The organism is Micromonospora sp. U56 (genome assembly GCF_018070095.1).
Classification (GTDB): Bacteria; Actinomycetota; Actinomycetes; order Mycobacteriales; family Micromonosporaceae; genus Micromonospora; species Micromonospora purpureochromogenes.
Genome location: NZ_JAGPYL010000003.1, coordinates 43836 through 70739, shown reverse-complemented (window position 1 = coordinate 70739; position 26904 = coordinate 43836). Strand labels below are relative to the sequence as shown.

The window sequence follows — 26904 nt, the reverse complement described above, 5'->3', positions numbered from 1 at the left end:
GCCTCCACCCTCCACTCACGACAGCCGGCGGCGGCCGGTCACAGGTAGACCTTGCGCTGGTAGACGGCGTGCGCGCCGGCGACCCGATCGAGGAAGAGAAGTCCCGAGCAGTGGTCGATCTCGTGTTGCAGCGCGCGCGCCTCGAAGCCGTCGGTGACCAGCCGCACCTGCTTCCCGCTGCCGGGCAGGTCGGCCTCCACCACCAGCCGGCTGGCCCGCTTCACGTCCCCGGTCAGGTCCGACACCGACATGCAGCCCTCCCGCCCCGGCTTCCACCGGGTCGCCTCGACCACCCGCGCGTTGCAGAGCACGAAGGTGCCGTGCACGGTGACCGCCTTCGGGTGACCCGTGACGTCCACGGCGAACACCTGCGCGCCCACGCCCACCTGCGGGGCGGCCAGCCCCACGCACCCGGGCGAGACCCGCATGGTGGCGATCAGGTCGGCGGCCAGCTGGACGGTCTCCACCGCGGTGGGGTCGACCGCGCCACCGGGCCGGCTCAGCACCGGGTGCGGGGCGGCGACCACCTGACGTACCTCGCCGGGCAGGGCCAGCGTCTCCGGAGTCCAGTCGCCGAGGCCGGCGTACTCCTCCTCGCTCACAGCAGGTCCGGGTCGGCCGGCCGCAGGGACACCTCGACGCCCAGCTCGGCGGCGGTGGCCGCGAGGCGTCCGGACAGCTCGTCCGCGCTGCCCGGCGGCAGGTCCACCTCTGCCACCACCACGTAGAGCGAACCGGCGAGCCGGGTGCTCAGGTCGGTCACGTTGCCGCCGGCGTCGGCGAGCACCCGGGTCATCGCCGCCACGATGCCCATCCGGTCCGCGCCGTGCACCGCCATCACGTACGGCTCCCCGGCCCGCGCCGCCACCCCGTCGGGCGTGACCGCGCGTACGGTGGCCAGCAGCTGGCCGTCGGCGGCGAGCGGGGCCAGGGCGGCCTCCACCTCGGCGGCGGCCGGGCCGACGCAGATCAGGGTCATCGCGAAGTGACCGCGCAGCCGGGTCATGGTGGAGTCGGTGAGGTTCGCGCCGAGCCGGGCGAGCACCTCGGCGACGTCGGCCACGATGCCCGGCCGGTCCCGGCCGATGACGGTGATCGCGAGCTCGTTCATCCGGGCATTCTGCACGATCCGCGCCGGCGGGCCGCGTCGCCCCGCCCGGGTCGCCCATCCAGCGGGACTGTCCCGCGTGACATCATCGGCGACGCGATGACTGAACCGACTTTCGCCACCCTGGTCAGCCGGTGGTACGAGGAGAACGCCCGCGACCTGCCCTGGCGCGAGCCCGGGGTCGGCGCCTGGGCGATCCTGGTCAGCGAGGTGATGCTCCAGCAGACCCCGGTGGTCCGGGTGCTGCCCGCCTGGCGGGCCTGGCTGGACCGCTGGCCCGACCCGGCCGCGCTGGCCGCCGACACGCCGGCCGAGGCGATCCGGATGTGGGGGCGGCTCGGCTACCCCCGTCGGGCGGTACGGCTGCGCGACTGCGCGGTGGCGATCGTGGAACGGCACGGCGGCGCGGTGCCCGACAAGCTGGACCAGCTGCTGGCGCTGCCCGGCGTCGGCACGTACACGGCGCGGGCGGTGGCGGCCTTCGCGTACGGGCAGCGGCACCCGGTGGTGGACACCAACGTCCGGCGGGTGGTGTCCCGGGCGGTGGCCGGCGAGCCGGACGCCGGACCGGTCACCCGACCGGCCGACCTGGTCGCCTGTGAGGAGTTGCTGCCGCTCGAACCGGCCGCCGCCGCGCTGGCCAGTGCGGCGTTCATGGAACTCGGCGCGGTGGTGTGCGCGGCCCGCTCGCCGCGCTGCCCGGCCTGCCCGGTCGAGTCGGTCTGCGCGTGGCGGGCCTCCGGCCAGGAGGCGCCCGCCGGCCCGACCCGACGCCCCCAGCGGTACGCCGGCACCGACCGGCAGGTGCGCGGGCTGCTGCTCGGAGTGCTCCGGGAGACCACCGGCCCGGTCCCGCACCAACGCCTCGACCAGGTGTGGAGCGACGACGTGCAGCGGGCGCGGGCGCTGGCCGGGCTGGTCACCGACGGACTGGTGGAACCGGTCGGCGAGGCCGCCTTTCGCCTGGTCGGCGACGGCCCCGCCACCCCACTCCCCCGCCCCTGACCCCGCCTCCGCCGGGCCACCCGGGGCCCCGTGATCAACTCCGTTTGCGGCGTGTCGCGGTGTCCGGTGCCGGGAAACCGCGACCCGCAAGTCGTGACGATCGGACGGCCGGCGCCGCCCCGGGTCGCGCGTCTGGCCCACCCGGGGCACGGCAGGGATCGGGCACGCCAAAAGGCGGCGGCCCCGGATGGCTCTCGCCGTCCGGGGCCGCCGCCCTCGTGCTGTCGTCCTTACTCGTCCGCCCCCGCGGTGGCCGCGCCACCGAGGTCGGCCGGAACGGCGTCCGGCACCTCGGCCGGCCGGTCCGAGCCGCGGAAGACCAGCTTGGACTTGTCGATGTTCTCCGGGTCGCCCTCGCAGTCCACCACCACGATCTGACCCGGGGTCAGCTCGTTGAAGAGGATCCGCTCCGAGAGGTTGTCCTCGATGTCGCGCTGGATCGTGCGACGCAGCGGACGGGCGCCCAGCACCGGGTCGAAGCCCTTCTTCGCCAGGTACTTCTTGGCGTTGTCGGTCAACTCCAGACCCATGTCCTTGTTGCGCAGCTGCGTCTCGATCCGGGCGATCATGATGTCCACGATCGAGAGGATCTCGCTCTGCCGCAGCTGGTGGAAGACGATGGTGTCGTCGATCCGGTTCAGGAACTCAGGCCGGAAGTGCTGCTTGAGCTCGTCGTTGACCTTCTGCTTCATCCGGTCGTAGTTCGACTCGGCGTCCTCAGAGGCCTGGAAGCCCAGCGACACCGCCTTGGCGACGTCACGGGTACCGAGGTTGGTGGTCAGGATGATGACCGTGTTCTTGAAGTCCACGATCCGACCCTGACCGTCGGTGAGCCGACCGTCCTCCAGGATCTGGAGCAGCGTGTTGAACACGTCCGGGTGGGCCTTCTCGATCTCGTCGAAGAGGACCACCGAGAACGGCCGACGCCGCACCTTCTCGGTCAGCTGACCACCCTCGTCGTACCCGACGTAGCCGGGAGGGGCACCCACCAGCCGGGAGACCGTGTAGCGGTCGTGGAACTCGGACATGTCCAGCTGGATGAGGGCGTCCTCGCTGCCGAACAGGAACTCGGCCAGCGCCTTGGAGAGCTCGGTCTTACCCACGCCGGACGGGCCGGCGAAGATGAACGAGCCGGACGGACGCTTCGGGTCCTTCAGGCCGGCCCGGGTACGCCGGATCGCCTTCGAGACCGCCTTGACCGCGTCCTCCTGGCCGATGACGCGCTTGTGCAGCTCGTCCTCCATGCGCAGCAGGCGCGAGGTCTCCTCCTCGGTCAGCTTGTAGACCGGGATACCGGTCCAGTTGCCGAGCACCTCGGCGATCTGCTCGTCGTCGACCTCGCTGACGACGTCCAGGTCACCGGCCTTCCACTCCTTCTCCCGCTGCGCCTTCTGACCGAGGAGCTGCTTCTCCTTGTCACGCAGCTGGGCGGCGCGCTCGAAGTCCTGCGCGTCGATCGCGGACTCCTTGTCGCGGCGCACCTGGGCGATGCGCTCGTCGAAGTCGCGCAGGTCTGGCGGCGCGGTCATCCGACGGATCCGCATCCGGGCACCGGCCTCGTCGATCAGGTCGATCGCCTTGTCCGGCAGGAAGCGGTCCGAGATGTACCGGTCGGCCAGGGTTGCGGCTGCCACGAGAGCTGCGTCCGTGATCGAGACCCGGTGGTGCGCCTCGTACCGGTCGCGCAGGCCCTTGAGGATCTCGATGGTGTGGGCCAGCGACGGCTCACCCACCTGGATCGGCTGGAAGCGGCGCTCGAGAGCGGCGTCCTTCTCCAGGTGCTTGCGGTACTCGTCGAGAGTGGTCGCACCGATGGTCTGCAGCTCGCCACGGGCCAGCATCGGCTTGAGGATGCTCGCCGCGTCGATCGCGCCCTCGGCGGCACCCGCACCCACCAGGGTGTGGATCTCGTCGATGAACAGGATGATGTCGCCGCGGGTGCGGATCTCCTTGAGCACCTTCTTGAGGCGCTCCTCGAAGTCACCGCGGTAGCGGGAACCGGCGACCAGAGCGCCGAGGTCCAGCGTGTAGAGCTGCTTGTCCTTGAGCGTCTCGGGCACCTCGCCCTTGATGATCTTCTGGGACAGCCCCTCCACCACGGCGGTCTTGCCGACGCCGGGCTCACCGATCAGGACCGGGTTGTTCTTGGTACGGCGGGAGAGCACCTGCATGACCCGCTCGATTTCCTTCTCGCGCCCGATCACCGGGTCGAGCTTGCCCTCGCGGGCGGCCTGGGTCAGGTTGCGGCCGAACTGGTCCAGCACGAGGCTGGTCGACGGCGCGGCCTCACCCGGCGCGGCGCCCGCCGCGGCCGGCTCCTTGCCCTGGTAGCCGGAGAGCAGCTGGATCACCTGCTGGCGGACCCGGTTGAGGTCCGCGCCGAGCTTGACCAGCACCTGGGCGGCGACGCCCTCACCCTCGCGGATCAGACCGAGCAGGATGTGCTCCGTGCCGATGTAGTTGTGGCCGAGCTGCAGCGCCTCGCGCAGCGACAGCTCCAGCACCTTCTTGGCCCGCGGCGTGAACGGGATGTGCCCGCTCGGCGCCTGCTGGCCCTGGCCGATGATCTCCTCGACCTGCTGGCGGACGCCCTCGAGGGAGATGCCGAGGCTCTCCAGGGCCTTTGCCGCGACGCCTTCACCCTCGTGGATGAGGCCCAGCAGGATGTGCTCCGTACCGATGTAGTTGTGGTTGAGCATCCGGGCCTCTTCTTGGGCCAGGACGACAACCCGTCGCGCTCGGTCGGTGAACCGCTCGAACATGCCCTCGTGCTCCTCACGTGCCGTGCGCCTTGATGTTCAAGATCTTGGCGGGGCCGGTGCGCGGACGTCCGGGACGGGCGTCCGTGCCTCCTTACTCTATCGCCGCCGACCGACTCCGCTGAGGTCGTGTGTCCCCGCAATGAGCCGTTCTGACGTCGTTTTGACCAACCATCCGCGCTCAGGAGGTGTTCCGGGACCCCGACCTGTACGCGCAGAGCGAAATTCGCCCCGGGTGCGGAAGCTCCCCGGCGGACCGGTGGCTCGTCCACAGGTTGTGGACAGATCTTCCACCGCCTGTGGACAACGCCGCCCCCGGCGGGAATCTTCCCGCCCGCCCGGCATCCGCCCCGGCACCGCCGCGCGGCGTCGCAGGCGGCAACTCCGGACCGCCGAGCCCCGTTCGTCACAGCCAGCACACCGGCCCCACCCGCAGCCGGGGAAAACGGCGACGCCGGCCCGGAGCGGTGCTCCGGCCCGGCGTCGTGGCGCCCCTGGCGCTGGCGTCAGTGACCCGCCTTGGCGTGGTACTCGTCGACGATCTCCTGCGGGATGCGGCCCCGGTCGGAGATCTCCTTGCCGGCCTTCTTGGCCCAGGCCCGGATCGCCTTGTTCTGCTCGCGGTCGGCGGTGGCGCCGCCCCGGCCTCGCGCCGCCCGGCCACCCACGACCACGCCGCCCCGACCGACCCGGGTGCCCGCCGCCACGAACGGCGCGAATACGTCGCGCAATTTCTCGGCGTTGGAGTTCGACAGGTCGATCTCGTACTGAACGCCGTCGAGGGCGAACTTGACGGTCTCGTCCGCGTCCCCGCCGTCCAGGTCATCGACCAGCTTGTGAATGATCTGCTTGGCCACGTCCCACATTCCTTTCGAGCAGGGTGCTCCTGCAATAGGAGCACAATAACCCGCGCGGCGCTCGACGCGTCAATAGGATGCGGTAACGAGCCGGAGAAGCTTCCGACTCACTCCGGGCGGACCAACGGGAAGAGGATGGTCTCCCGAATTCCGAGACCGGTCAGCGCCATCAGAAGCCGGTCGATTCCCATTCCCATACCGCCGGCCGGCGGCATTCCGTACTCCATCGCGCGCAGAAAGTCCTCGTCCAGCCGCATGGCCTCGTCGTCGCCGCGGGCGGCCAACTGCGCCTGGGCGACCAGCCGCTCCCGCTGCACCACCGGGTCCACCAGCTCGGAGTACGCGGTGCCCAGCTCGAAGCCGAGGACGTAGAGGTCCCACTTCTCGGCCAGCCCCGGCTCGCTGCGGTGCGCCCGGGTCAGCGGGCTGGTCTCCTCCGGGTAGTCGCGCACGAAGGTGGGGGCCTGCAGGCCCGGCACGACCAGTTCCTCGAACAGTTCCTCGGCCAGCTTGCCCGGGCCCCACTTGGGGTCCACGGCGAGCCCCACCTTGTCGGCGTACTCGACCAGGCGGGACCGTTCGGTGCGGACCGTGACCTCCTCGCCGAGCGCCTCGGAAAGCACCCCGAACAGCGTCACCGAGCGCCACTCGCCGCCCAGGTCGAACTCGCGGCCGTCGGCGTGGGTCACCACGGTCGAGCCGCTGGCCGCGATCGCCGCCTGCTGCACCAGATTGCGGGTCAGCTCGGCCATCGTGTCGTAGTCGCCGTACGCCTGGTAGGTCTCCAGCATCGCGAACTCGGGCGAGTGCGAAGAGTCGACGCCCTCATTACGGAAGTTGCGGTTGATCTCGAAGACCCGGTCGACGCCGCCGACCACGGCCCGCTTGAGAAACAGTTCCGGCGCGATTCGTAGATACAGATCGGTGCTCAACGCATTGCTGTGGGTCACGAATGGGCGGGCCGCCGCCCCGCCGTGCAGCAACTGCAGCATCGGGGTCTCGACCTCGATGAATCCCTGCCCGTGCAGCGAATCGCGCAGGCTGCGCACCGCCGCCGCCCGGGTACGGACCATCTGCCGCGCCTGCGGGCGGACGACCAGGTCGACGTAGCGCTGGCGGACCCGGGCCTCCTCGCTGAGCGGCTTGTGCGCCACCGGCAGCGGGCGCAGCGCCTTGGCGGTGACCGCCCACTCCTGGGCCAGCACGGACAGCTCGCCCCGGCGGCTGGTGATCACCTCACCGGTCACCCCGACGTGGTCACCGAGGTCGACCAGGCGCTTCCAGTCCTCCAGCCGCTCGGCGCCCACCCGGTCCAGGGAGAGCATGGCTTGGAGTTCGGTGCCGTCGCCGTCGCGCAGCGTCGCGAAGCAGAGCTTGCCGGTGTTCCGTACGAAGATCACCCGGCCGGTGACCGAGACCTGGTCGCCGGTGGCGGTGTCGGTGGGCAGTTCGGCGTACTTCGCGCGGACCTCGGCCAGCGTGCTGGTCCGGGGGAAACCGACCGGGTACGGCTCGATGCCCTCGGCGAGCATCCGGTCCCGCTTCTCCCGGCGGACCTTCATCTGCTCGGGAAGGTCGTCGGCGGGATCCACTGGCACGGCGTTCTGCTCGATCACGGCACTGTCCTCAGAAAGGAGATATCGGCGGGGTCAGCCCCCGAGCGTACTCAAGCGCCCAGGTCGCCGTTACGGGATAACCTGCCGCTCATGACCGACCCCACTCACGCGCTGTCGTTCGGGGCGGCCGCCACCGACTACGACCGGTTCCGGCCCCGCTATCCGCAGGCCGCCGTCCGCTGGGCCCTGGCGAGCGTCGAGGCGCCGGCCCGGGTGGTCGACCTCGGCGCCGGCACCGGCATCCTCAGTCGCGCGATCCTCGACCTGGGCCACGAGGTGCTGCCGGTGGAGCCCGATCCGGGGATGCGGGCCCAGTTGGCCGCCGCCACCCCGGGCAGCGCCGCGCTGGCCGGCAGCGCCGAGTCGGTGCCGCTGCCGGACGGGACGGCCGACGCGGTCCTGGTGGGGCAGGCCTACCACTGGTTCGACAAGGAGCGGGCGCACGTCGAGATCGCCCGGGTGCTCCGGACGGGCGGGACGTTCGCCCCGCTCTGGAACACCCGGGACGGGAGCGTCGGCTGGGTGGCCGAGCTGGGCCGGATCGCCGAGCTCCACGACGACGCCGGCGACCTGACCGAGAAGATCACCGACTTCGGTCCGGCCCTCGGCCCGGTCGAACTGGGCGAGTTCGCCCACCGGGTCACGCTGACCCCGGACGAGGTCCTCGGCATGCTGCGTACCCGCTCGAACTGGCTGACCGCCACGCCGCGGCAACGGCAGCGGGTCGACTCGGAGCTGCGGGAGCTGTTCGCCACCCACCCCGACCTGGCCGGGCGGGAGACGGTCGAGCTGCCGTACCGGACGCTCGTCTTCCGGGCCCGGCGGCGCTGAGCCCCCGGGCGGCGCCCGACCCCGGCGGCCGGGGTCAGTTGTTGCGCTCGTAGACCATCCGCAGGCCGATCAGGGTGATCATCGGCTCGTGGTGGGTGATCGTGCGGCACTCGCCGATCACCACCGAGGCCAGCCCGCCGGTGGCGATCACCGCCTTCACCTCGCCCAACTCCTCGGTCATCCGCTCGACGATCCGGTCGACCTGCCCGGCGAAGCCGAAGTAGAGGCCGGACTGAAGGCACTCGACGGTGTTCTTGCCGATCACCGACCGGGGCTTGGTCGCCTCCACCTTGCGCAGCTGAGCGGCCCGGGCGGCCAGGGCGTCGAACGAGATCTCGATGCCCGGGGCGAAGGCGCCGCCGAGGAACTCCCCCCGGCCGCTGATCACGTCGAAGTTCGTGGTGGTGCCGAAGTCGACCACGATCGACGGACCGCCGTAGAGGGTGTACGCGGCGAGGGTGTTGACCACCCGGTCCGAGCCGACCTCCTTGGGGTTGTCGATCGCGAGCTGGACGCCGGTGCGCACCCCCGGCTCGACGATCACGCTGGGCAGGTCGGCGTAGTAGCGGGCCAGCATGGACCGCAGCGAGCGCAGCGCCGCCGGAACCGTGGAGCAGGCCGCCACCCCGGTGATCTCCACCGCGTCACCGGCGAGCAGCCCGCGGAACATCAGACCCAGCTCGTCCGCCGTGGACCGGGCGTCGGTCTTGATCCGCCAGGAGTGCACCAGCTTGTCGCCGTCGAAGGTCGCCAGCACGGTGTTGGTGTTTCCGATGTCGATGCAGAGCAGCACACGCGCAGCCTAGACAACCGCCGTTCGGGCGGGCGCGGAGCGGCGGACGAACCGTATCCTGGACCCATCGCAGTATGAACATTTTTCTATCCACGGCACGGCCCGACGGGGAGCGGACATGTCGAGGATGTGGTGGGCACGTGGACGCAACGCCCTGCTCCGGCGCCGACGGCACGTGCTGGTGCTGGCGGCGTTGGCCGGCGGTGCGCTCTGGATGATCGTCCAGGCCTGGCAGTCCTCGCGGCGCGACGGGGAGACCTTCCGCGGCGACCTCTACCTCAACATCGGCGCCGCGCTGATCATGACGCTCCTGACCTACCTGGTGCTCAACCCGCTCTTCCGCGAACTCCAGACCGCCACCATCATCGAGCACCCCCGACTCGACCGGGAGGCGCTGATCCAGCGGGTCGCGCAGTCCCGGGAAACCGTCGCCATCCTGGAGACCTTCACCAGCATGCTGGAGGGCCCCTACACGTCGCGCTTCCTGGTCGCGCTGCGCTCCGCGCTCGCCAACGGCGCGACGGTCAAGGTGCTGCTGCTCGACCCGGACTCACCCGCCGTGCGGCTGCGCGCGGAGGAGCTCCGCCGCGCCGACACCGCCATCGCGATCATGAACAACCTCTATCACTTCGGCCGGCTCCAGCAGCAGCTCGCGCCCGCCGCCCGGTCCCGGCTCCAGGTGCGGATCTACGCCACCGCCCCGTCGGTCCAGATGTACCGCTGGGACCACAAGGCGTTCATCTCGTTCTTCCCGGTCACCGGGAAGACCTTCGACGCCCAGCAGCTGGAGGCGTTCGTCTCCACCCCGCTGGGTGAGTTCGTCGACGACCGGTTCACCGAGCTGTGGGATACCGCTCCGGTTCGCGACCTCGACGCCTGCCTCACCCTCAACGTCTGCCTCCGGCACGGCGGCACCGAGCTGGAATCCTGCGACGCCCGCTACGTCCGGGTCGACGGCACCTGGTACATCGCCGGCACCGACCTGGTCCGCAACGTCGCCCGACACGGACTGGCCGGGTTGAGCGTGGTGCTGGACCGGCCGGAGCTCGACGGCCAGGCATTCGCCGTCGGCGAGGCGGACGAGCTGGAGCCCGAGGTCTACCACCGCGCGCTCCAGCTCTTCCGCGCCAAGTACGGCCTGGACGCCCGGGACGACACCGAGAGCCAGGTGATCTTCAACCTGGTGGCCGCCACGACGCTCACCCGGAACCTGAACTGACCGTCACTCCACCCGCAGGTCCAGGGCGATGTCCAGGATCGGCGAGGAGTGGGTCAGCGCGCCGACCGAGATGAAGTCCACCCCGGTCGCGCCGTATTCGGCGGCCACCGGCAGGGTGAGCCCGCCGGTCGCCTCCAGCTCCGCCCGGTCGCCCACCCGGGCGACCACCTCCCGCAGCGTCTCCGGGGTCATGTTGTCCAGCAGCAGGAAGTCCGCCCCGGCCTCGACCGCCTCCACCGCCTCGGCGACGGTGTCGACCTCCACCTGCACCGGCACGTCGGGGAACGCCTCCCGGACCCGGCGGAAGGCGGGCCCGATGCCGCCCGCGGCGAACTTGTGGTTGTCCTTGATCATGGCGACGTCGTGCAGGCCCATCCGCTTGTTGGTGCCGCCGCCGGCGCGGACCGCGTACTTCTCCAGGGCGCGCAGGCCCGGGGTGGTCTTGCGGGTGTCCAGCACCATCGCCTTGGTGCCGGCCAGGGCGTCGGCCCAGGCCCGGGTGTGGGTGGCCACCCCGGACATCCGGCAGAGCAGGTTGAGCGCCGTGCGCTCGGCGGTGAGCAGCAGCCGGGTCGGGCCGGTCACCGTGGCCAGCACGTCGCCGCGCGCCACCCGCTGCCCGTCCTGGGCCACCAGCGACACCTCGACGGTACGGCCCGCACCGGTCACCTCGCCGACCAGCTCGAAGGCCGCAGCGGCCACGGCCAGCCCGGCCACCACGCCGTCGGCGCGGGCGACCACGTCGGCGGTGTCGGTCTGCGTGTCGGGGATGGTGGCCACGCTGGTCACGTCGAGGAAGTCCGGCCCCAGGTCCTCGGTGAATGCGTCGACGACCACCCGTCGTACCAGTTCCGGGTCCAGGCCACCGGCCCGCAACGCCCGCTCCGTCGACTCCCTCACCGCGACTCCTCCCACCGAGACGTCAACCGACCCTGCGCACCGACCGCACCGAGCAGATGGCCCTGCCACCGGTCGTCGGCGGCCGGAAAGTCCTCCCGCCAGTGGCACCCCCGGGTCTCCTGGCGGGCGTACGCGGCGGCGACCAGGGTCGACGCCACGGTGAGCAGGTTCGTCGCCTCCCAGTCGGCGGTACGCGGCGTGCCCCGGCCCAGGCCCAGCTCGCCCAGGACGGCGGCGGTCCCGGTCAGCGTGGCGGCCGACCGCAGCACCCCGGCACCCCGGGTCATCGCCCGCTGGAGCGCCGACGTGCCCTCGGCCGGCACCACCCAGCCCTCGCCGCCCACCCACGCGCCCGTCTCCGCCGGCCGGGCCTGCTCGGGCAGCCCGGCGGCGATGTCCTCGGCGATCCGCCGGGAGAAGACCAGCCCCTCCAGCAGCGAGTTGCTGGCCAGCCGGTTGGCGCCGTGCACGCCGGTGCAGGCGACCTCCCCGCAGGCGTACAGGCCGGGGATGGAGGTGCGGCCGTGCAGGTCGGTACGGACGCCGCCGGAGGCGTAGTGGGCGGCCGGGGCGACCGGGATCAGGTCGGTGGCCGGGTCCACGCCGATGGCCAGGCAGGAGGCGACGATGGTGGGGAACCGCCCGGCCAGGAAGTCGCCGCCCAGGTGCCGGGCGTCCAGCCAGACGTGGTCCGCGCCGGTGGCCAGCAGCACCCGGTGGATGCCCTTGGCCACCACGTCCCGGGGGGCCAGTTCGGCCAGCTCGTGCTGGCCGACCATGAACCGCTTGCCGTCACCGTCGACCAGGTGGGCGCCCTCGCCGCGCAGCGCCTCGGAGACCAGCGGCTGCTGGGCGAGGCCGGCGCCGGGCACCCGGGCCGCCTGCGGCACGATCAGCGCGGTCGGGTGGAACTGGACGAACTCCACGTCGGTGACCGCCGCGCCGGCCCGCATGGCCAGGGCCACCCCGTCGCCGGTGGAGACGGCCGGGTTGGTGGTCGCCGAGAAGATCTGCCCCATCCCGCCGGTGGCCAGCACCACCGCGCGGGCCAGCAGCGCGCCGACGCCGTCCTCGCTGCCCTCGCCCAGCACGTGCAGGGTGATGCCGCAGGCCGGGCCGAGCCCGTCCGGGCCGTCGCCGGGGGCGCGCAGCAGGTCCAGCACCAGGGCGTGCTCGACCAGGCGGATCCACGGGTCGCGGCGGACCGCCGCGTGCAGCGCGCGCTGCACCTCGGCGCCGGTGGCGTCGCCGCCGGCGTGCACGATCCGGTCCGCCCGGTGCCCGCCCTCCCGGGTGAGCATCAGCGACCCGTCCGGGTTGCGGTCGAACTCCGCCCCGATGCGCATCAGCTCGCGGAGCCGGGTCGGCCCCTCCTCCACCAGCACCCGCACTGCCGCCGGGTCGCAGAGCCCGACGCCGGCGATCTCGGTGTCGTGGGCGTGCGCGCCCGGGGTGTCCGTCGGGTCGAGCACCGCCGCGATGCCGCCCTGCGCCCACCGGGTGGAGCCCTCGTCGATGTTGACCTTGGTGACCACCGTGACGTGCAGGCCGGCCTCGCGCAGGTGCAGCGCGGCGGTGAGCCCGGCGACCCCGGAACCGACCACGATCACGTCGGTGGTCTCCACCCAGCCGGGCGCGGGCGCGGCCAACAGTCTGGGCAGGGCCGGCAGGTCGACGGTCGGAAGGTCCATGAGCACAGTCAACCCGAACGCCCCTCATCCCGGGCGGCGGGGGCACGACGAGTGGTTTGGACTACGGCGTCCGCTACTTCGTCCGGACGGGCAGCCCGGCCGGGCCGGCGCCCTTGAGCGAGGCGGTCACCGTCCGGTCGCTGAGCCACAGGTGGCAGCGGACACCCCGGTCACCCGCCCGCCAGCGGCCGGCGCCGGGCGGACGGACCACCACGCCGCTGCGGAAGCGCAGGTCGGCGTCGTCCGGCACGCCGACGTACCGGGCGAGGACGCTGCGGCAGCCGGCGTAGAGCGGCAGCCAGTCGGCGTCCCGGGTCGGGTACGGCCGGTCGGGCGCCTTCCACACGCCGACGAACTCGGCGTCGTGGGCGGTGGCGCACTCCGCCGGGAGCAGCACCTGCACGCCCCGGCCGGTGCCGGTGCGGGTGCGCTGGCAGCCCAGGCGCAGCGCCGACGGGCCCTTCAAAGCGTCGCGCAGGCTGCCGGTGCGGGTCACCACGGCGGCCGCCGCCTCGACGGTGGTCAACTCGCTGAGGTCGCAGCGGTACCAGCGGGAGCCGGCCGCCCAGCCGGGACGGGTGGGCAGCGCCACGGCCAGCCGCAGCCGACCGGCGCGCCAGTCGTCGCCGACGTACCCGGTGGCGCGCGTGTCGCACTCGGCGAAGGCGCCGCGCAGGTCGGGCGAGCCGGTGGCGGGCGGATCCGCCCGGCCGGCCGGGAAGGCCCCCACGTGCACCGTCTCCACCCGGTGCGCCACGGCGCAGTCCACCGGCGCGTACGCGTCCAGCGCGACCGTGTCGGTGAAGTCGCCGACCTGGCAGACGCCGGCCTCGGGGGTGAACGGCCCGGCAGCCGCCGGGGCGGCCCAGTCGTCGGTAAGGTCCCCGTCGACTCCGGCGGTGGCGGCGCACCCGGCCAGCAGGGCCACGGCGATCAACGCGGCGACCGGTCTCGTCATCGCACGGCGCATCGCGGCCTCCCCCAGCCGACGACCGTCAAACCCGACGGTCCGCCCAGGGTAACCAACAATGACCTTCCGGTGACAGACCGGAAGTGCGCTCAGCCCAGCACGGCCAGCGGGCTGGGGGTGGGGTCCCCGGCGGTGCCGGGAGCCACGGCGGCCGGATCGACGCCCAGGTCGACGACCTTGTTGTCGGCGTCGACGTGCACCACCCGGGGCCGGTACGAGCGCGCCTCGGCGTCGTCCATCTGACCGTACGAGATGAGGATGACCAGGTCGCCGGGGTGCACCAGGTGCGCCGCCGCGCCGTTGATGCCGATCACCCCGCTGCCCCGCTCACCGGGGATGACGTACGTCTCCAGCCGGGCCCCGTTGGTCACGTCCACGATCGCCACCTGCTCGCCGGGGAGCAGGTCGGCGGCGTCGAGCAGATCCTGGTCCACGGTGACCGAGCCGACGTAGTGCAGGTCCGCCTGGGTCACGGTGGCCCGGTGGATCTTCGACTTGAGCATGGTCCGGAACATCGGTCGCCTCTCAGCGGGTGCGGTGGTCAGGTGGTCAGGAACGCGGGGCGAGTCGGATCGCCATGTTGTCGATCAAACGGGTGTCGCCCACCCAGGCCGCGACCAGCAGCCGGGCCGGGCCGGCCACCGGACCCGGTTCCAGGTCCGGGTCGGTGAGCACCAGGTAGTCCAGCCGGGCGTCGGCACCGACCGCGGCGAACGCCCGGTGCGCGGCGGCCAGCACCTCGCCGGCGTCCCGGCCCTGCTCGGCGGCGGTCGCGCCGGCCCGCAGCGCGGCCGACAGGCTCAGCGCGGTCCGCCGCTGCTCCGGCGAGAGGTAGCGGTTTCGGCTGGACAGGGCCAGCCCGTCCGGTTCGCGGACGGTCGGCACGCCGACCACCTCCACCGGGACGTCCAGGTCGCGGGCCATCCGGCGGACCAGGGTGAGCTGCTGGTAGTCCTTCTCGCCGAAGAAGGCGAGATCGGGGCGGGTGAGCTGGAGCAGCTTCATGACCACGGTCAGCACCCCGTGGAAGAAGCCGGACCGGCTCTGCCCCTCCAGGTCCTCGCCGAGCTGCCCCGGGTTCACCCGGACCGCCGGCTGCCCGTTCGGGTACATGTCCGACACGGCGGGTGCGAACACCACGTCGGCCCCGGCCCGGCGGCAGATCTCCAGGTCGGCGTCGAGGGTGCGCGGGTAGCGGTCGAAGTCCTCGTTCGGCCCGAACTGCAGCGGGTTGACGAAGATCGTGACGAGCACGTGGTCCGCCCGCTCCCGGGCCGCCCGCAGCAGCGTCTCGTGCCCCGGGTGCAGGGCGCCCATGGTCATCACCACGCCGACGGTGCCCTTGAGTCCGTCCCGCGCCTTCGCCAGCTCGGCCCGGGTGTGCACCAGCTCCGTCATGCCGCCACCTCCCGATGGATCCCGGCCAGCACGTCGAGCAGCGACTCGGCGTCCACCGGCCGCAGCCGACCGGCCGCGATCGCCCGATCCGCGCTCCGTCGGGCCAACGCCAGATAGGGGGCCACCGATTCCGGGGCGGTCTCCGCCAGCCGTTCCAGGTGCCGTCGCACGGTGCCCGCGTCACCCCGGGACACCGGGCCGGTCAGCGCGTCGTCGCCGAGCCGGAGCGCGTTCTCCAGGGCCGCCCGCAGCAGCGGGGCCAGCACCTTCTCGGGCTGGGCCACCCCGGCGTCGCGCAGCCGGTCAGCCGCCTCGTTGACCAGGGTCACCAGGTGGTTCGCGCCGTGCGCCAAGCCCGCGTGGTAGAGCGCGCGGTCCGCCTCGCCGACCCACTCCGGCACCCCGCCCAGGTCGGCGACGAGCCGGGCGGCGAGCGGGCGCAGCTCGGCCGGGGCGGTCACCCCGTACGAGATGCCGGCCAGCCGGCCGAGGTCGTCGGGCGTACCGGTGAAGGTCATCGCCGGGTGCAGCGCCAGCGGGCGGGCGCCGACGGCGGCGGCCGGGGCCAGCACGGCCAGGCCGTGCGCACCGGAGGTGTGGGCGACCACCTGGCCGGGGCGCAGCGCCCCGGTATCGGCCAGCCCGGCGACCACGCCGGCCAGCGCGTCGTCCGGGACGGCGATCAGCAGCAGGTCGGTGGCGGCGCGGGCGACCGAGGTCGCCGAGCGGTTGCGGGTGCCGGGCAGCAGCAGCGCGATCCGGGCCTTCGCGGCCCCGGAGACGCCGGCGGCGGCAACCACCCGGTGGCCGGCGGCGGCGAGCGCCGCGCCCAGCACCGCACCCACCCGACCGGCGCCGATGATGCCGACGGTCAGGGTGCGGGGGAAGACGAGCGGGGCGCCGCCCGCGGGAACGGCGGCCTCACGCGGGGCGCCCGGACTCGGGCGCAGCGGTGCGCTCATGGCAACGATCCAGTCCTCGAAGGGGGTACCGGTCGACCGCAAGTATGCGCTGGGGTTACGGAGCCCTAACAAGAGTGTGTGAAAACCTTCACCGGCCGGTGGGCGGGCGATTTCCGGGCAGCGCGGACCACGCGCCGCGGTTACAGTGCCGCCCCGCCGGCCCGGCTCCCGGACGTCCGGTACGGATCCGGCGGCGGACCGGGCCGCACGCCCCACGCCGGTCGCCGGGTCGACCACGGTGCCCTCCACCTGGGGCCCGTCGCCCGGATCGGTGCACGGCGACCAGCGCGCGACGTTCGGCAGGGTGAACGTCGACGGCAGCGTCAGTCGGTCCACCCGCCGGTAGCTGACCGTGTCACCCCTGGCGACCAGCCGGAACAGCCCCACCTCCGGGGTGCTGCGCCGGCTGACGACCGCGTACGCGGCGCCGTCGACGTCGGTGAAGGTGCCCAGCCCGTACGCGGTGCGCTGCGCGTCGACCTCGGCCTGGTCGGCGCTGAAGGCGAACGGCACGTCCGCCGCGGTGACGTCGGTCAGCAGCCCGGTACCCGGGTCGATCCGGTAGAAGCGGAGCTGATCCCGGCCCCGGTCGGTGACCACGGCGAGGTCGGTGGCGCGGCCGGCCAGCCGGAACCCGGAGACCAGGTCGATGTTGTTGAACCGGCCGGACTCGTGCTCCGGGCCGGGCGCCGGCGGGGTGGCGATGCGCTGCCGCTCCCGGGCGCGCAGGTCGTACACCCGCAGGCCGCCGTCTTCGCGGTGGCCACCACCAGGCTGCCCGCCCGGTCCGTCGGGTGCACCCAGATCGCCGGGTCGTCGGCGTCGGCGTCCCCGCCGGCCTCGTCGTCGATGAGGGAGGGGGTCTCGGCCACCGCGCGGACCTCCCGGGGCCCGTGGGCGGCGCGGCGCCGGCGGGGGCGGCGGCCAGCACCATCGGCACGACCGCCAGGGCGGGGATGAACAGTCGTCTCATACCGGCTGACCGTAGGGTCGGCACGGTGACGCACCCTGAACGCGGGATGAACTCGATGCGCTGGCGGGACGCCATGGACGCCGCCCTCTACGGCCCGGCCGGCTTCTTCGTCGCCGGCGTCGGACCCGCCGCCCACTTCCGCACCAGCGCGCACGCTCCCGGTGTCCTCGCCACCGCGCTGTCCCGCCTGGTCGACCAGGTGGACGCCGCCCTGGGCCGGCCCGACCGGCTGGACGTGGTCGACGTGGGCGCCGGCCGGGGCGAGCTGCTGCGCGCCCTCGCCCGGGCCGTGGGGGCCGACGGGCGGCCGGCTTCCCCGGAAACCCCGACCGCCCCGGCCGCCCCGACCGCCCCGGCCGCCGCCGCGCCGTCACCCGCCGCGCCGGTGCCGCTCGCCCGCCGGGTACGGCTCACCGCCGTCGAACGGGCGCCCCGCCCCGACGACCTGCCCGCCGGCATCGACTGGCGGGACGAGATCCCGGACGGGGTCAGCGGCCTGCTGGTCGCCACCGAATGGCTGGACAACGTGCCGCTCGACGTCGCGGTGCACGACGGCGACGGCTGGCGGTACCTGCTCGTCGACCCGGCGAGCGGGGCGGAGTCGGTGGGCGACCGGGTCGACGCCGCCGACCTCGACTGGCTGCACCGCTGGTGGCCCGCCCCAGTGACCGCCGGGCGGGCCGAGATCGGCCGGACCAGGGACGACGCCTGGGCCGACGCGGTCGGCAGGCTCGACCGGGGACTCGCGCTGGCCGTCGACTACGGACACCTTCGGCAGGAACGGCCGGTGGACGGGACGTTGACCGGGTACCGCGCCGGCCGGCAGGTGCCACCCGTACCCGACGGCTCCCGCGACGTCACCGCGCACGTCGCCGTGGACTCGGTCGCCGCCGCCGGCGCACGGGTCGCCGGGTGCGCGTACACGCTGGTGTCGCAGCGGGAGGCGCTGCGGGCGCTCGGGGCCGACGGCGGCCGACCGCCGCTGACCCTGGCCGGCAGCGACCCGGCCGGCTACCTGCGGGCGCTGGCCGCCGCCTCGGCGGTGGCCGAGCTGACCGACCCGGCCGGCCTCGGCGGGCACTGGTGGCTGCGGCAACCGGTCGGCGTCGACCCCGCGGCGTTCATGGCACGATGAGCCACATGACCACGGATGCCGGCGACCTCCGCGAGCTGACCATCGGCACCGGCGCGGGCGGGGAGCAGCTGGGCGCCGACATGGTGCTCAACATCGGCCCCCAGCACCCGTCCACGCACGGGGTGCTCCGGCTCAAGCTGGTGCTCGACGGCGAACGGGTCGTCGCGGCCGAGCCGATCGTCGGCTACATGCATCGGGGCGCGGAGAAGCTCTTCGAGGTACGCGACTACCGGCAGATCATCGTGCTGGCAAACCGGCACGACTGGCTGTCGGCGTTCTCCAACGAGCTGGGCGTGGTGCTCGCCGTCGAGCGGCTGATGGGCATGGAGGTGCCCGAGCGGGCCACCTGGCTGCGGATGGCCCTCGCCGAGCTGAACCGGGTGCTCAACCACCTGATGTTCCTCGGCTCGTACCCGCTGGAGATCGGCGCGATCACCCCGGTCTTCTACGCGTTCCGCGAGCGGGAGACCCTCCAGGCGGTGATGGAGGAGGTCTCCGGCGGCCGGATCCACTACATGTTCAACCGGGTCGGCGGCCTCAAGGAGGAGGTGCCCGCCGGCTGGACCGGCCGGGCCCGCGCCGCGATCGGTGAGGTCCGGCGCCGGATGCCCGACCTGGACCGGCTCATCCGGCGCAACGAGATCTTCCTGGCCCGTACCGTCGGGGTGGGGGTGCTCTCCACCGCCGACGCCGCCGCGTTCGGCGCCTCCGGGCCGGTCGCCCGCGCCTCCGGCCTCGACCTGGACCTGCGCCGCGACGAGCCCTACCTGGCCTACGACCAGCTCGACGTGCCGGTGGTGACCCGCACCGCCGGGGACTGCCACGCCCGCTTCGAGGTGCTGCTCGACCAGGTGTACGCCTCACTCGACCTCGCCGAGCAGTGCCTGGACCGGGTCGACCGGCTGACCGGGCCGGTGAACACCCGACTGCCCAAGGTGGTCAAGGCCCCTGAGGGGCACACCTACGCCTGGACCGAGAACCCGCTCGGCATCAACGGCTACTACCTGGTCTCCCGGGGCGAGAAGACCCCGTGGCGGCTCAAGCTGCGCACCGCGTCGTACGCGAACGTGCAGGCGCTGGCCAGCCTGCTCCCCGGCACCCTGGTGCCGGACCTGATCGCCATCCTCGGCTCGATGTTCTTCGTGGTCGGCGACATCGACAAGTGACCGGCGGCTGACCGGATCAGCGCCAGCGGCCACCGGCGCGTGGGGAGTCGTCCTGCGGCGGTTGGCCGTACCGCTCGCCACCCCACTGCTGGCGGGCGCGCGGCTCCGGCTCGGCGCCCCACTGCTGGCGGGCGCGCGGCTCCGGCTCGGCGGCCCGCCAGGAGTCCACCGGCTCCCGCTGCGCGGGCGCTCGCCACTGGTCCGCCGACCGCTCGCCCCACGACTGCTCGGCGTGCTGCTGGCCGCGCGCCTGCTCCCGCCACTCCTGCGGCACCGGCACGCCGCCGGCCGGCAGCGCCGGATGCTCCTCCCCCTCGACCCAACCGCCGCCGCCCCACTGCTCGGCGGGCCGGCGGGGCTCGTCGTGGCGTACCGATGCCCACCGGTCCTGCATGCGGAACTCGGCGCCGTCGGCGTGCAGCTCCGCCCGGCGCTCACCGACCCGCACCTCGCGGCCCCGCCCGTCGTCGCGTACCTCGGCCCAGCGGTCGCCGGCCCGTACCCCGGACCAGCTCTCCTCCGCCGGGTACGACCCGCCCGCCCAGGACTGGTCGGCGCGGTCGTCGGCGGCGCCCGACCAGGACCGCTCCTCGGGCTGCCCGCCCGACCAGGGCCGGTCCTCCCGCTGGCCGCTCGACCGTTCGTCGCGTTGGCCGGCCCAGTCCGGCTCCGGCTCGGCCCGCTCCGACCAGGAGTTCTCCGGCTCCGCGCCGCTCCAGGACGACTCCTCGGGCGCGGGGGACCAGCGCCCGGCGTACCCGGCGTAGGCGTTGCCGACCACCGGGTCCGCGCCGTCCACCACGGTGTGCCGGGTGGTCACGTGCACGGTCTCGGTGTGCCGCACCACGGGACGGCCGCCCGCCTCGGGAGCGGGGGCGGCGCCGCGCGGTTCGCGGGAAGCGCCGTACACCCCGGCCTGGCCGGCGGCGGAACGCTCCGCGCCGTAGCGACGCCCGGCCGGCTCCTCGTCGTCCCGATCGGTGGCGCGCCCCCAGGTGGACGGAGTCTCCTCCGGCGCGGCGGCCCACCGCCGCCCGCCCGACGCCTGCTCCTGCGGGGCGGACACCCGGGCCCGGCCGGCGCCGGCCGGTTCCTCGGCCACCGCCCCGCTGATCCCGGCGGCTGCGGCGATGCCGGCCGCCGCCGCGTCCAGCCGGCGGCGCAGCGCGCTGACCTGGTCCTCCACCCGCTGGGACTGGTCGAGCGCCTGGTTGCCACGCTGCGCGGCGGCCACGATCTCGGCGCGCAGCTCCCGGCGAAGCTGCTCCAGCTCGTCGAGGAACTCCTCGCCGCGCGGCTGGCCGCCGTCGGCGCGCAGCGCGATCGACAGACCGATCAGGACCACGGCCATGATGGCCAGTACGGCGGCGAACCGGAGCGGACCGTTGCCGTCGGCGATCAACAGGATCAGCGCCGCGACGGGGGCGATCGCCACACCGATCCAGAACAGGACGGTCAGCAGCTGCGGGTGGTGCTTCTCGGGCACGACCGGGGCGGGCATGGCTGTGGAGCCTACCGAGAGATGCCCTGGGTGGGAACGGTCCCGAGGACCGAATCGCGACGTCAGGGGGTGCGGGCCGGGCGCGGCCGGCGGGGTGCCGCCGCGCCCGGAACCCGTGGTCAGCCGGTGGCGAGCGCGCCGTCGGAGGAGAAGACCAGACCGACGCTGGCGGTGCCGGTCTTCAGCGCGTTCTTGGTCTGCGGGCCACCGGCGTCCAGCGAGCTGAACGAGCCGGCCTTGAAGTCGTAGACCTCCACCAGACCGGCCTGGCACTTCGGCCGCTGCGGGCACTCCGGCGGGCCGGCCAGCACGGTCGCCGAGCCGGAGCACTTGGCCGCCAGGTCGGAGATCGTCTGCACGCCGTACTTGTCGGCGAACGCCTTCGTCACGGCGAAGGCGTTCTGGTCCTGCGCGGCGGCGGGTGCGCCGAAGGTGATGCCCACCTTGTCGCCGGCGGCCTTCAGCGCGGTGACGGTCTTGTCCAGCTCCGCCGAGGAGACCGGGGTGGCGTTCTTCCCGTTGGCCTTGGTGTTGAGGAACTCCGCCATGGTCGCCGCGTACTCCGGGACGACCTGGATCTCGCCCTTCTCCAGGGCCGGCTCGTAGAGCTCGCGGTTGCCGATCTGCTGCACCTTGACCTGGTAGCCGGCCGCGGTGAGAACGACCTTGTAGAGCTCGGCCAGGGTCTGGCTCTCGCTGAAGTTGCCGGCGCCGACCACGATCTGCCCGCCGGGGCCCTTGGCGATGCCGGCGGTGAGGTTGTTGGCCGAGGCGAACCCCTCGGCGGCGGCCTTCGGGGTCTTGCGGTCGACGTCGACGGCCTTGTTGAGCGCGATCAGCTTCGGCGTGTCCAGCGCGGTGGAGACCTTGTCGAGCGCGGCGACCAGCTGCGGGTTGGCCGCGTCGACGTTGATCGCCGGGATGATGTTGTCGGTGTTCTGGAGCTTCTTGTCGTCGGCCAGGACGACCAGCTGGTCGCCGGCGACCGGGGCGCAGCCCGCCCCGCTCGCGCCCTGCTGGGGTGCGTCCGTGCCGGAGGACCCTTCGTCCCCGCAGCCGGTGAGCAGACCTGCCACGGTGATGACGCCTACCGCGCCGACCGCCAGCCGTGTCCGTACGCGCATGATCGCGCCCGCCTTCCGTGTCCCGGCGCGACCCGAGGTGGGCCGGCCGCGTGTCCGACGGGCGATCGGATGCCGCCCGCGATTCCAGCCAATATCCTCCGGGCCCGACCGACAAATTTGGGCGGAGTTCTTCACCGGATCGTCACCAGATCGTCACCGGATCGCTCAGTTCCCGGCGACCGCGGCGGTCGCCCGCCGGTGTGCCCGGCGCCGCACCCGCCGCAGCGGGCGCGGGGTGACGGCCCGCTCGACCAGCGCCAACACCCCCTCGACCAGCAGCGCCAGCCCGGCCACCAGCACGCCCCCGGCGATGATCTGGCCGCCGCCGGCCGCGATGTCCAGCCCGAAGCCCGCCCGGATGATCTGGCCGAGCCCGCCCCCGTTGACGAACGAGGCGAGCGCGGCGGTCGCCACCACCTGCACCGCCGCGGTCCGGAACCCGGCCGCCAGGTACGGCACCGCCAGCGGCAGCTCCACCCGGCGCAGCAACTGCCCCCCGGACAGCCCCATCCCCCGCGCCGCGTCCCGGGCCTCCGGATCGGCCTGCCGCACCCCCGTGTACGCGTTGGCCAGCAGCGGCGGCACCGCGAAGACGGCCAGCGCCACCACCACCGCCGGCCGGCCGAACCCGAGGAAGGTCAGCGGCAGGATGGTCAGCAGCGCCAGGGTGGGGATCGCCAGCGTGACGTTGGAGATCAGCAGGACCAGCCCGCCACCGCGACCGCTGTGCCCGAGCCAGAGCCCGATCGGCCAGGCCACCAGGCAGCCGAGCAGCACCGCGGCGGCGGACATGCTCAGGTGCTCCCCGAGCCGGTCCAGGATGCCGCCCGGGTTCGTCCAGTTCAGCGGGTCGTTGAGCCAGACCACCGCCTGCTCGACCGGATTCGTGCCCGCCCGGGCGGCCGTGGCCGTCATCCGGTCCGCCCGCGCAGCCACGGCGTGAGCAGCCGGCCCACCCCGGCGAGGATCAGGTCCAGCACCAGGGCGAGCAGCACGCAGAGCAGCGTCCCGGTCATGATCTGGGCCTTGTAGAAGTTGTTCTGGAAGCCGGCGAAGATGAGCTGCCCGAGGCCGCCGCGACCGACCACCACCCCGACAGTGACCAGGGCGACCGTCGAGACGGTGGCGAGGCGTACCCCGGTGAGGATGCCGGGCAGGGCCAGCGGCAGGTCGATCCGGAACAGCCGCGCCCAGCGGCCGTACCCCATGCCCTCGGCCGCGTCGCGGACCTCGGGGGGCACCTGGTTCAGCCCGGCCACCGCGTTGCGCACGATCACCAACAGCGCGTACAGCACCACCACGGTCAGCACGGTGATCGCGCCGATGCCGAGGTAGGGCGCGATAAAGGCGAACAGCGCCAGCGACGGGACGGTGTACAGCACGCCGGTGAGTGCGAGAATCGGCCCGGCGAGGGCGCGGAACCAGTACGCCGCCACCGCCAACGGCAGGGCCACCAGGGCGGCGATCAGCACCGCCCGGGCGGTCAGCGAGGCGTGCTCGCGCAGCGCGGCGAGGATGGTGTCAGAGTTGTCTCGCACGTACTGCCAGGAGAACCACGGGTTACCGGGGTCGGCCCGGTAGCTCAGGTGGAGGGACACACGTGGACGTTACCCCGGGACCCATCGGCGCGGCCGGGCACAGCGCTGCCTCGATCACCCTGGACGGCATCCGGAAGCGCTACCCGGACGGCACCGAGGCCGTGCGCGAGCTGAGCCTGGAGGTCAAGGCCGGCGAGCTGGTGGTCCTGATCGGCCCTTCGGGCTGCGGGAAGTCCACCGTGCTGCGGATGGTCAACCGGTTGATCGAACCGACCGGCGGCCGGATCCTGCTCGGCGACGAGGACATCACCCGGGTCGACCCGGTGAAGCTGCGCCGCCGGGTCGGCTACGTGATCCAGAACGTCGGGCTCTTCCCGCACCAGACGGTGCACACCAACGTGGGCACGGTGCCCCGGCTGCTCGGCTGGCCGAAGGAGCGGATCCGCCGCCGCGCCGACGAGCTGCTGGAACTGGTCGGGCTCGACCCGGCGCAGTTCGGCCGCCGCTACCCGCACGAGCTCTCCGGTGGGCAGCGGCAGCGGGTCGGCGTGGCCCGGGCGCTCGCCGCCGACCCGGTGGTGCTGCTGATGGACGAGCCGTTCTCGGCGGTCGACCCGATCGTCCGGACCCGGTTGCAGGAGGAGTTCCTGCGACTCCAGGCCGAGGTCCGCAAGACCATCGTGCTGGTCACCCACGACCTGGACGAGGCGGTCCGACTCGGTGACCGGATCGCGGTGCTCTCCCAGGGGGGCCGGCTGGAGCAGTACGACACCCCGGCCGCCCTGCTCGGCGCCCCCGCCTCGCCGTTCGTCCGCGAGTTCGTCGGCGCGGACCGGGGCATCCGCCGGCTCGCCGTCACCCCGCTCACCCGGGACACGCTGGCCCCGCTCACCGGCGCGACCGCCGACCTGCCGGTGGTGCCGCTGGGCGGTTCGGCGTACGACGCGCTGGCGGCGATGCTCACCGCGGGCTCCGAGGCGGTCGTGGTCACCGCCGACGGCGAGCCGGTCGGCGCGCTCAGCCGGGCCCGGGTGCTCGAACTCGGCCAGACCGGGGCCTGATCCGGCCCCGCCGGCCGATGACGTCGCGGCCGACGAACCGGCCGTTCCGGCGCAGGTCAGGCAGGGAAGGTCAGGCTCGGCCGCCGAGGCTGGCGGTGCCGATGATCCAGCCGGCGAAGAAGCCGTAGGTGGCGCCCGTGCCGGTGGTCTGGAAGTCGGCGAGCAGCGGCCCGTCCGAGGTCAGCAGCGCCGCCAGCAGGGTCGCCGTGGCGGCGGCCAGGACGTACGCGGACCAGCCGGAGAGGAACTGGCTGACCGATCCCTGCACCCGGGCCACCTGCGAGGTGGGCAGCAGGTAGAGGAAGGTCGCGGCGAACACCAGCAGCAGGATGGCCCGCAGGTCGGTGGCGAGCACCCCGTGCTCGCCACCGGCGGCCTCCAGGCGCCAGGCCGGCCAGGCGAGCAGCCGCAGGAACCAGCCGCCGGCGGAGTTGGGGTCGGTGTGCGCCTCGGCCCAGTCGACGTACCACGGACTGCCGCAGACCCCGACCAGGATGAGCGCGGCCAGGGTGCCGGTGCCGGCGGCGGTGCCGTACCCGCTGGCGGTCCGGGGGCGGTTGGTGAGGGCCATGCGGCGGGAAGTTCCCGACCCACCCCGGCGGGCAAACCTGCCCCACCCGGCGGTCCGACCGGTCAGTGCTTCACCAGGTAGTCGATGAACGCCGCCCGCAGCAGCGGCTCCGCCTCCTCGTACCCGTGGCCGGTCAGCTCCCGCCACAACGCCGAGGCCTCGTCGATGATCGGGCCGATCGAGTTCGGCGCCCCGTCCAACACGGCGGCCTCGTCGGCGTTCGGCAGGTGCCGCAGCACCGACCAGAAGAAGCCCACGTCGTGGCGCTCCCGGGCCAGCGCGAAGGCCCGCTCCCGCAGCTCCTCGGTGGAGAGCGCGTCGAGCTCGTCGAAGGTGCGACCGGTACCGGCGGAAGGAGTCTCGCTCATGCCCGCGAGCCTAACCGGCGAGATCACCTACGGCCCGTCGGACGCGGGCACGGCCTCACCGGTCGTCGTCGTCCCAGCGGCGCGACCCGGTCTCCCAGCGCGGGGCCTCCCACGGGTCCGGCGGGGTGGCGGTCGACTGGGCCGGCAGCGCGGGCGGCCAGTTGTCGACGGTGCTCGGCCGGGGCAGCGACCAGCCGGTGCTGATCGTGCCGTCGCCGGTGGGCGTCGTCTCGGCCGGCTCGCCGATCGCCCCACGTGGCCGCCCGCACGCCTCGACCAGCCGGGTCACCACCAGCCCGACGCCCAGCGCCGCGCCGCCCACGGTCCACCGGGAGACCGTCCAGCCGTGCGCGGTGGCCCAGGTCAGGAAGACCACCACCACGCCCACCGCGAGCAGGGTGCCGAAGATCCCGCCGCGCCGGCCGTACGCGCTGGTGCCGGCGAGCATCGCCACGCCGACCGCCAGCACCGTCCAGTCCAGCCCCGACCCCGGTACGACCGGACCGGCGGCGTTGGCGGCCAGCAGCACCCCGGCCAGCGTGGCGAGGACGGTGGAACCGACCAGCGCCGCAGCGGTCACCAGGGCCGCCAGCACGCCCCGGCGGCGGGCCGGGTCGACCACCGGCCGGAACCGGCCGACCACCCGCCGGATCGCCCGGATCGCGCCGAAGATCCCGCCCAGCACGGCGACGGCCGCGAACCCGGCGAAGAGGTAGAAGGCCGTGCGACGCGGGTCGTAGTCGGCCTGCACTCCGACCGCGCCGGAGCGCCGCTCGATGAAGACGATCACGCCCGCGGCGGCGGCGAGGCTGGCCGCCCAGCCGGGCACGTGCAGCGCCACCACGGCCAGGGCCAGGGCGAGGCCACCGACGGCGGCGGCCACCAGGGCCGGGGTGAGCGCCGCCGTGACCCCCCGATCGCCCTGCTCGGCGAAGTGCAGCGCGGCGGCGACGGCGACCGGCCCGACCGCCAGGTTCACCGCCGCGGTACGCAGGCTCAGCCCCGCGGCGAGGGCCAGCAGGCCGAGCGCGACCACGTCGACCAGGAGGGTGCGCAGCCCGTCGCCGCGCAGCGCGTCGGCGTCCTCGCGGCGAAGCAGCAGCACCACACCGACCAGGACGACCAGGAGGAGCGTCTCCCACACCAGGTGCACGCCGACCCGGTCCCGGCCCGGGTCACCGTGCGCGGGATCGTCGAAGACGTTCTCCAGCACGGCGGCGGGCACCCCCGGCGTGGGCTCCACGAATCCGGCCCGGCCTGGTTCGTCGTACGCCATGCCGCGCGCCTCCCACGTGGCCGGCCGTCCTCGTTGACGGTCGTCTGCTCTCCGGTCGCCAGGGACGGTACCTGCGCACGCG

General features: G+C 73.6%; 25 protein-coding genes and 1 pseudogene. 6 read left to right on the top strand and 20 right to left on the bottom strand.

All coding sequences use genetic code 11. The features are described 5' to 3' along the window. Positions 1-38: 38 nt before the first annotated feature. Together KBX37_RS02590 and KBX37_RS02585 are read right to left on the bottom strand one after the other, a co-directional pair. Positions 39-602 carry a peptide deformylase gene (locus tag KBX37_RS02590; protein WP_210774197.1) on the bottom strand — a complete coding sequence of 188 codons (564 nt, stop codon included), beginning with the start codon at positions 600-602 and terminating at the stop codon, positions 39-41. Continuing rightward, positions 599-1111 carry a glycine cleavage system protein R gene (locus tag KBX37_RS02585; protein ID WP_210774195.1) on the bottom strand — a complete coding sequence of 171 codons (513 nt, stop codon included), beginning with the start codon at positions 1109-1111 and terminating at the stop codon, positions 599-601. The genes KBX37_RS02590 and KBX37_RS02585 overlap by 4 nt, the downstream gene beginning before the upstream one ends. Before the next feature lie 96 nt (positions 1112-1207). Between KBX37_RS02585 and KBX37_RS02580 the strand changes: the two genes are divergently transcribed. Continuing rightward, positions 1208-2113 carry an A/G-specific adenine glycosylase gene (locus KBX37_RS02580; protein ID WP_210774192.1) on the top strand — a complete coding sequence of 302 codons (906 nt, stop codon included), beginning with the start codon at positions 1208-1210 and terminating at the stop codon, positions 2111-2113. Positions 2114-2343: 230 nt separating this feature from the next. Here KBX37_RS02580 and KBX37_RS02575 read toward each other — a convergent pair whose 3' ends face one another. From KBX37_RS02575 to lysS, 3 genes are all read right to left on the bottom strand, one after another. Next, positions 2344-4875 (bottom strand): ATP-dependent Clp protease ATP-binding subunit, encoded by a 2532-nt coding sequence (locus KBX37_RS02575; protein WP_210774191.1) that lies wholly within the window; start codon positions 4873-4875, stop codon positions 2344-2346. A gap of 503 nt (positions 4876-5378) precedes the next feature. Further along, the gene (locus KBX37_RS02570; RefSeq protein WP_210774190.1) at positions 5379-5729 is read right to left on the bottom strand and encodes an Lsr2 family protein; all 351 of its coding nucleotides are present in this window, start codon (positions 5727-5729) and stop codon (positions 5379-5381) included. Between the two features lie 107 nt (positions 5730-5836). Then, positions 5837-7345, bottom strand: a complete 1509-nt coding sequence (lysS, locus tag KBX37_RS02565; RefSeq protein ID WP_210774189.1) for a lysine--tRNA ligase — start codon at positions 7343-7345, stop codon at positions 5837-5839. 90 nt (positions 7346-7435) lie between these two features. On the opposite strand from lysS, the gene KBX37_RS02560 reads away from it, so the two are divergent. Further along, positions 7436-8176 (top strand): class I SAM-dependent methyltransferase, encoded by a 741-nt coding sequence (locus KBX37_RS02560; protein WP_210774188.1) that lies wholly within the window; start codon positions 7436-7438, stop codon positions 8174-8176. Between the two features lie 34 nt (positions 8177-8210). Here the strand turns inward: KBX37_RS02560 and KBX37_RS02555 are convergent, their stop codons facing one another. Further along, entirely contained in the window at positions 8211-8969 is a 759-nt protein-coding gene (locus tag KBX37_RS02555; RefSeq protein ID WP_210774187.1) for a type III pantothenate kinase, read from the bottom strand. A gap of 118 nt (positions 8970-9087) precedes the next feature. On the opposite strand from KBX37_RS02555, the gene KBX37_RS02550 reads away from it, so the two are divergent. Then, on the top strand, positions 9088-10188 hold the full coding sequence (locus KBX37_RS02550; protein ID WP_210774186.1) for a hypothetical protein: 1101 nt from the start codon (positions 9088-9090) through the stop codon (positions 10186-10188). A gap of 3 nt (positions 10189-10191) precedes the next feature. Here KBX37_RS02550 and nadC read toward each other — a convergent pair whose 3' ends face one another. The 7 genes and pseudogenes from nadC to KBX37_RS34105 form a co-directional block, all read right to left on the bottom strand. Then, positions 10192-11088, bottom strand: a complete 897-nt coding sequence (nadC, locus tag KBX37_RS02545) for a carboxylating nicotinate-nucleotide diphosphorylase (protein WP_210774185.1) — start codon at positions 11086-11088, stop codon at positions 10192-10194. After that, a complete protein-coding gene (locus KBX37_RS02540) occupies positions 11085-12779 on the bottom strand; it encodes an L-aspartate oxidase (RefSeq protein ID WP_210774183.1) in 1695 nt (564 codons plus the stop codon). The genes nadC and KBX37_RS02540 overlap by 4 nt, the downstream gene beginning before the upstream one ends. Positions 12780-12852: 73 nt before the next feature. Beyond that, positions 12853-13749 carry a septum formation family protein gene (locus KBX37_RS02535; protein ID WP_210774181.1) on the bottom strand — a complete coding sequence of 299 codons (897 nt, stop codon included), beginning with the start codon at positions 13747-13749 and terminating at the stop codon, positions 12853-12855. 89 nt (positions 13750-13838) lie between these two features. Then, a complete protein-coding gene (panD, locus tag KBX37_RS02530; protein WP_210774179.1) occupies positions 13839-14264 on the bottom strand; it encodes an aspartate 1-decarboxylase in 426 nt (141 codons plus the stop codon). Positions 14265-14298: 34 nt separating this feature from the next. After that, positions 14299-15147 (bottom strand): pantoate--beta-alanine ligase, encoded by an 849-nt coding sequence (gene panC, locus KBX37_RS02525; protein WP_210774176.1) that lies wholly within the window; start codon positions 15145-15147, stop codon positions 14299-14301. Continuing rightward, positions 15144-16109, bottom strand: a complete 966-nt coding sequence (locus KBX37_RS02520) for a Rossmann-like and DUF2520 domain-containing protein (protein WP_210774418.1) — start codon at positions 16107-16109, stop codon at positions 15144-15146. Before KBX37_RS02520 ends, panC begins: the two co-directional genes overlap by 4 nt. Before the next feature lie 537 nt (positions 16110-16646). Continuing rightward, positions 16647-16981, bottom strand: a pseudogene (locus KBX37_RS34105) (phytase); the annotation flags it as partial. 147 nt (positions 16982-17128) lie between these two features. Between KBX37_RS34105 and KBX37_RS02510 the strand changes: the two are divergent. Together KBX37_RS02510 and KBX37_RS02505 are read left to right on the top strand one after the other, a co-directional pair. Further along, entirely contained in the window at positions 17129-18217 is a 1089-nt protein-coding gene (locus tag KBX37_RS02510; RefSeq protein WP_210774417.1) for an SAM-dependent methyltransferase, read from the top strand. Further along, positions 18214-19383 (top strand): NADH-quinone oxidoreductase subunit D, encoded by a 1170-nt coding sequence (locus KBX37_RS02505; RefSeq protein ID WP_210774174.1) that lies wholly within the window; start codon positions 18214-18216, stop codon positions 19381-19383. The genes KBX37_RS02510 and KBX37_RS02505 overlap by 4 nt, the downstream gene beginning before the upstream one ends. 16 nt (positions 19384-19399) lie before the next feature. Here KBX37_RS02505 and KBX37_RS02500 read toward each other — a convergent pair whose 3' ends face one another. The 4 genes from KBX37_RS02500 to KBX37_RS02485 form a co-directional block, all read right to left on the bottom strand. Next, the gene (locus KBX37_RS02500; RefSeq protein WP_210774172.1) at positions 19400-20884 is read right to left on the bottom strand and encodes a hypothetical protein; all 1485 of its coding nucleotides are present in this window, start codon (positions 20882-20884) and stop codon (positions 19400-19402) included. 119 nt (positions 20885-21003) lie between these two features. After that, the gene (locus tag KBX37_RS02495) at positions 21004-22008 is read right to left on the bottom strand and encodes a glycine betaine ABC transporter substrate-binding protein (protein WP_210774170.1); all 1005 of its coding nucleotides are present in this window, start codon (positions 22006-22008) and stop codon (positions 21004-21006) included. A gap of 165 nt (positions 22009-22173) precedes the next feature. Next, entirely contained in the window at positions 22174-22923 is a 750-nt protein-coding gene (locus KBX37_RS02490) for an ABC transporter permease (RefSeq protein WP_210774168.1), read from the bottom strand. Next, entirely contained in the window at positions 22920-23606 is a 687-nt protein-coding gene (locus tag KBX37_RS02485; RefSeq protein WP_154941372.1) for an ABC transporter permease, read from the bottom strand. The genes KBX37_RS02490 and KBX37_RS02485 overlap by 4 nt, the downstream gene beginning before the upstream one ends. 2 nt (positions 23607-23608) lie before the next feature. Here KBX37_RS02485 and KBX37_RS02480 point away from each other — a divergent pair, with 2 nt between their 5' ends. After that, positions 23609-24607 carry an ABC transporter ATP-binding protein gene (locus KBX37_RS02480; RefSeq protein WP_210774166.1) on the top strand — a complete coding sequence of 333 codons (999 nt, stop codon included), beginning with the start codon at positions 23609-23611 and terminating at the stop codon, positions 24605-24607. Between the two features lie 70 nt (positions 24608-24677). Here the strand turns inward: KBX37_RS02480 and KBX37_RS02475 are convergent, their stop codons facing one another. The 3 genes from KBX37_RS02475 to KBX37_RS02465 form a co-directional block, all read right to left on the bottom strand. Next, positions 24678-25178, bottom strand: coding sequence for a hypothetical protein (locus KBX37_RS02475; RefSeq protein ID WP_210774165.1), 501 nt, complete (start codon positions 25176-25178; stop codon positions 24678-24680). 62 nt (positions 25179-25240) lie between these two features. Further along, a complete protein-coding gene (locus KBX37_RS02470; protein ID WP_210774163.1) occupies positions 25241-25546 on the bottom strand; it encodes a hypothetical protein in 306 nt (101 codons plus the stop codon). 55 nt (positions 25547-25601) lie between these two features. Continuing rightward, positions 25602-26822 (bottom strand): ABC transporter permease, encoded by a 1221-nt coding sequence (locus KBX37_RS02465; RefSeq protein ID WP_210774161.1) that lies wholly within the window; start codon positions 26820-26822, stop codon positions 25602-25604. Positions 26823-26904 lie beyond the last annotated feature (82 nt).

Bases quoted from the DNA above. Each gene is read 5' to 3' on its own strand.
- KBX37_RS02585 (WP_210774195.1), bottom strand. From the start codon at position 1,111: ATGAACGAGCTCGCGATCACCGTCATCGGCCGGGACCGGCCGGGCATC.
- KBX37_RS02580 (WP_210774192.1), top strand. From the start codon at position 1,208: ATGACTGAACCGACTTTCGCCACCCTGGTCAGCCGGTGGTACGAGGAG.
- KBX37_RS02575 (WP_210774191.1), bottom strand. From the start codon at position 4,875: ATGTTCGAGCGGTTCACCGACCGAGCGCGACGGGTTGTCGTCCTGGCC.
- KBX37_RS02560 (WP_210774188.1), top strand. From the start codon at position 7,436: ATGACCGACCCCACTCACGCGCTGTCGTTCGGGGCGGCCGCCACCGAC.
- KBX37_RS02550 (WP_210774186.1), top strand. From the start codon at position 9,088: ATGTCGAGGATGTGGTGGGCACGTGGACGCAACGCCCTGCTCCGGCGC.
- KBX37_RS02540 (WP_210774183.1), bottom strand. From the start codon at position 12,779: ATGGACCTTCCGACCGTCGACCTGCCGGCCCTGCCCAGACTGTTGGCC.
- KBX37_RS02535 (WP_210774181.1), bottom strand. From the start codon at position 13,749: ATGCGCCGTGCGATGACGAGACCGGTCGCCGCGTTGATCGCCGTGGCC.
- panD (WP_210774179.1), bottom strand. From the start codon at position 14,264: ATGTTCCGGACCATGCTCAAGTCGAAGATCCACCGGGCCACCGTGACC.
- panC (WP_210774176.1), bottom strand. From the start codon at position 15,147: ATGACGGAGCTGGTGCACACCCGGGCCGAGCTGGCGAAGGCGCGGGAC.
- KBX37_RS02520 (WP_210774418.1), bottom strand. From the start codon at position 16,109: ATGAGCGCACCGCTGCGCCCGAGTCCGGGCGCCCCGCGTGAGGCCGCC.
- KBX37_RS02510 (WP_210774417.1), top strand. From the start codon at position 17,129: ATGAACTCGATGCGCTGGCGGGACGCCATGGACGCCGCCCTCTACGGC.
- KBX37_RS02505 (WP_210774174.1), top strand. From the start codon at position 18,214: ATGAGCCACATGACCACGGATGCCGGCGACCTCCGCGAGCTGACCATC.
- KBX37_RS02500 (WP_210774172.1), bottom strand. From the start codon at position 20,884: ATGCCCGCCCCGGTCGTGCCCGAGAAGCACCACCCGCAGCTGCTGACC.
- KBX37_RS02495 (WP_210774170.1), bottom strand. From the start codon at position 22,008: ATGCGCGTACGGACACGGCTGGCGGTCGGCGCGGTAGGCGTCATCACC.
- KBX37_RS02490 (WP_210774168.1), bottom strand. From the start codon at position 22,923: ATGACGGCCACGGCCGCCCGGGCGGGCACGAATCCGGTCGAGCAGGCG.
- KBX37_RS02475 (WP_210774165.1), bottom strand. From the start codon at position 25,178: ATGGCCCTCACCAACCGCCCCCGGACCGCCAGCGGGTACGGCACCGCC.
- KBX37_RS02470 (WP_210774163.1), bottom strand. From the start codon at position 25,546: ATGAGCGAGACTCCTTCCGCCGGTACCGGTCGCACCTTCGACGAGCTC.
- KBX37_RS02465 (WP_210774161.1), bottom strand. From the start codon at position 26,822: ATGGCGTACGACGAACCAGGCCGGGCCGGATTCGTGGAGCCCACGCCG.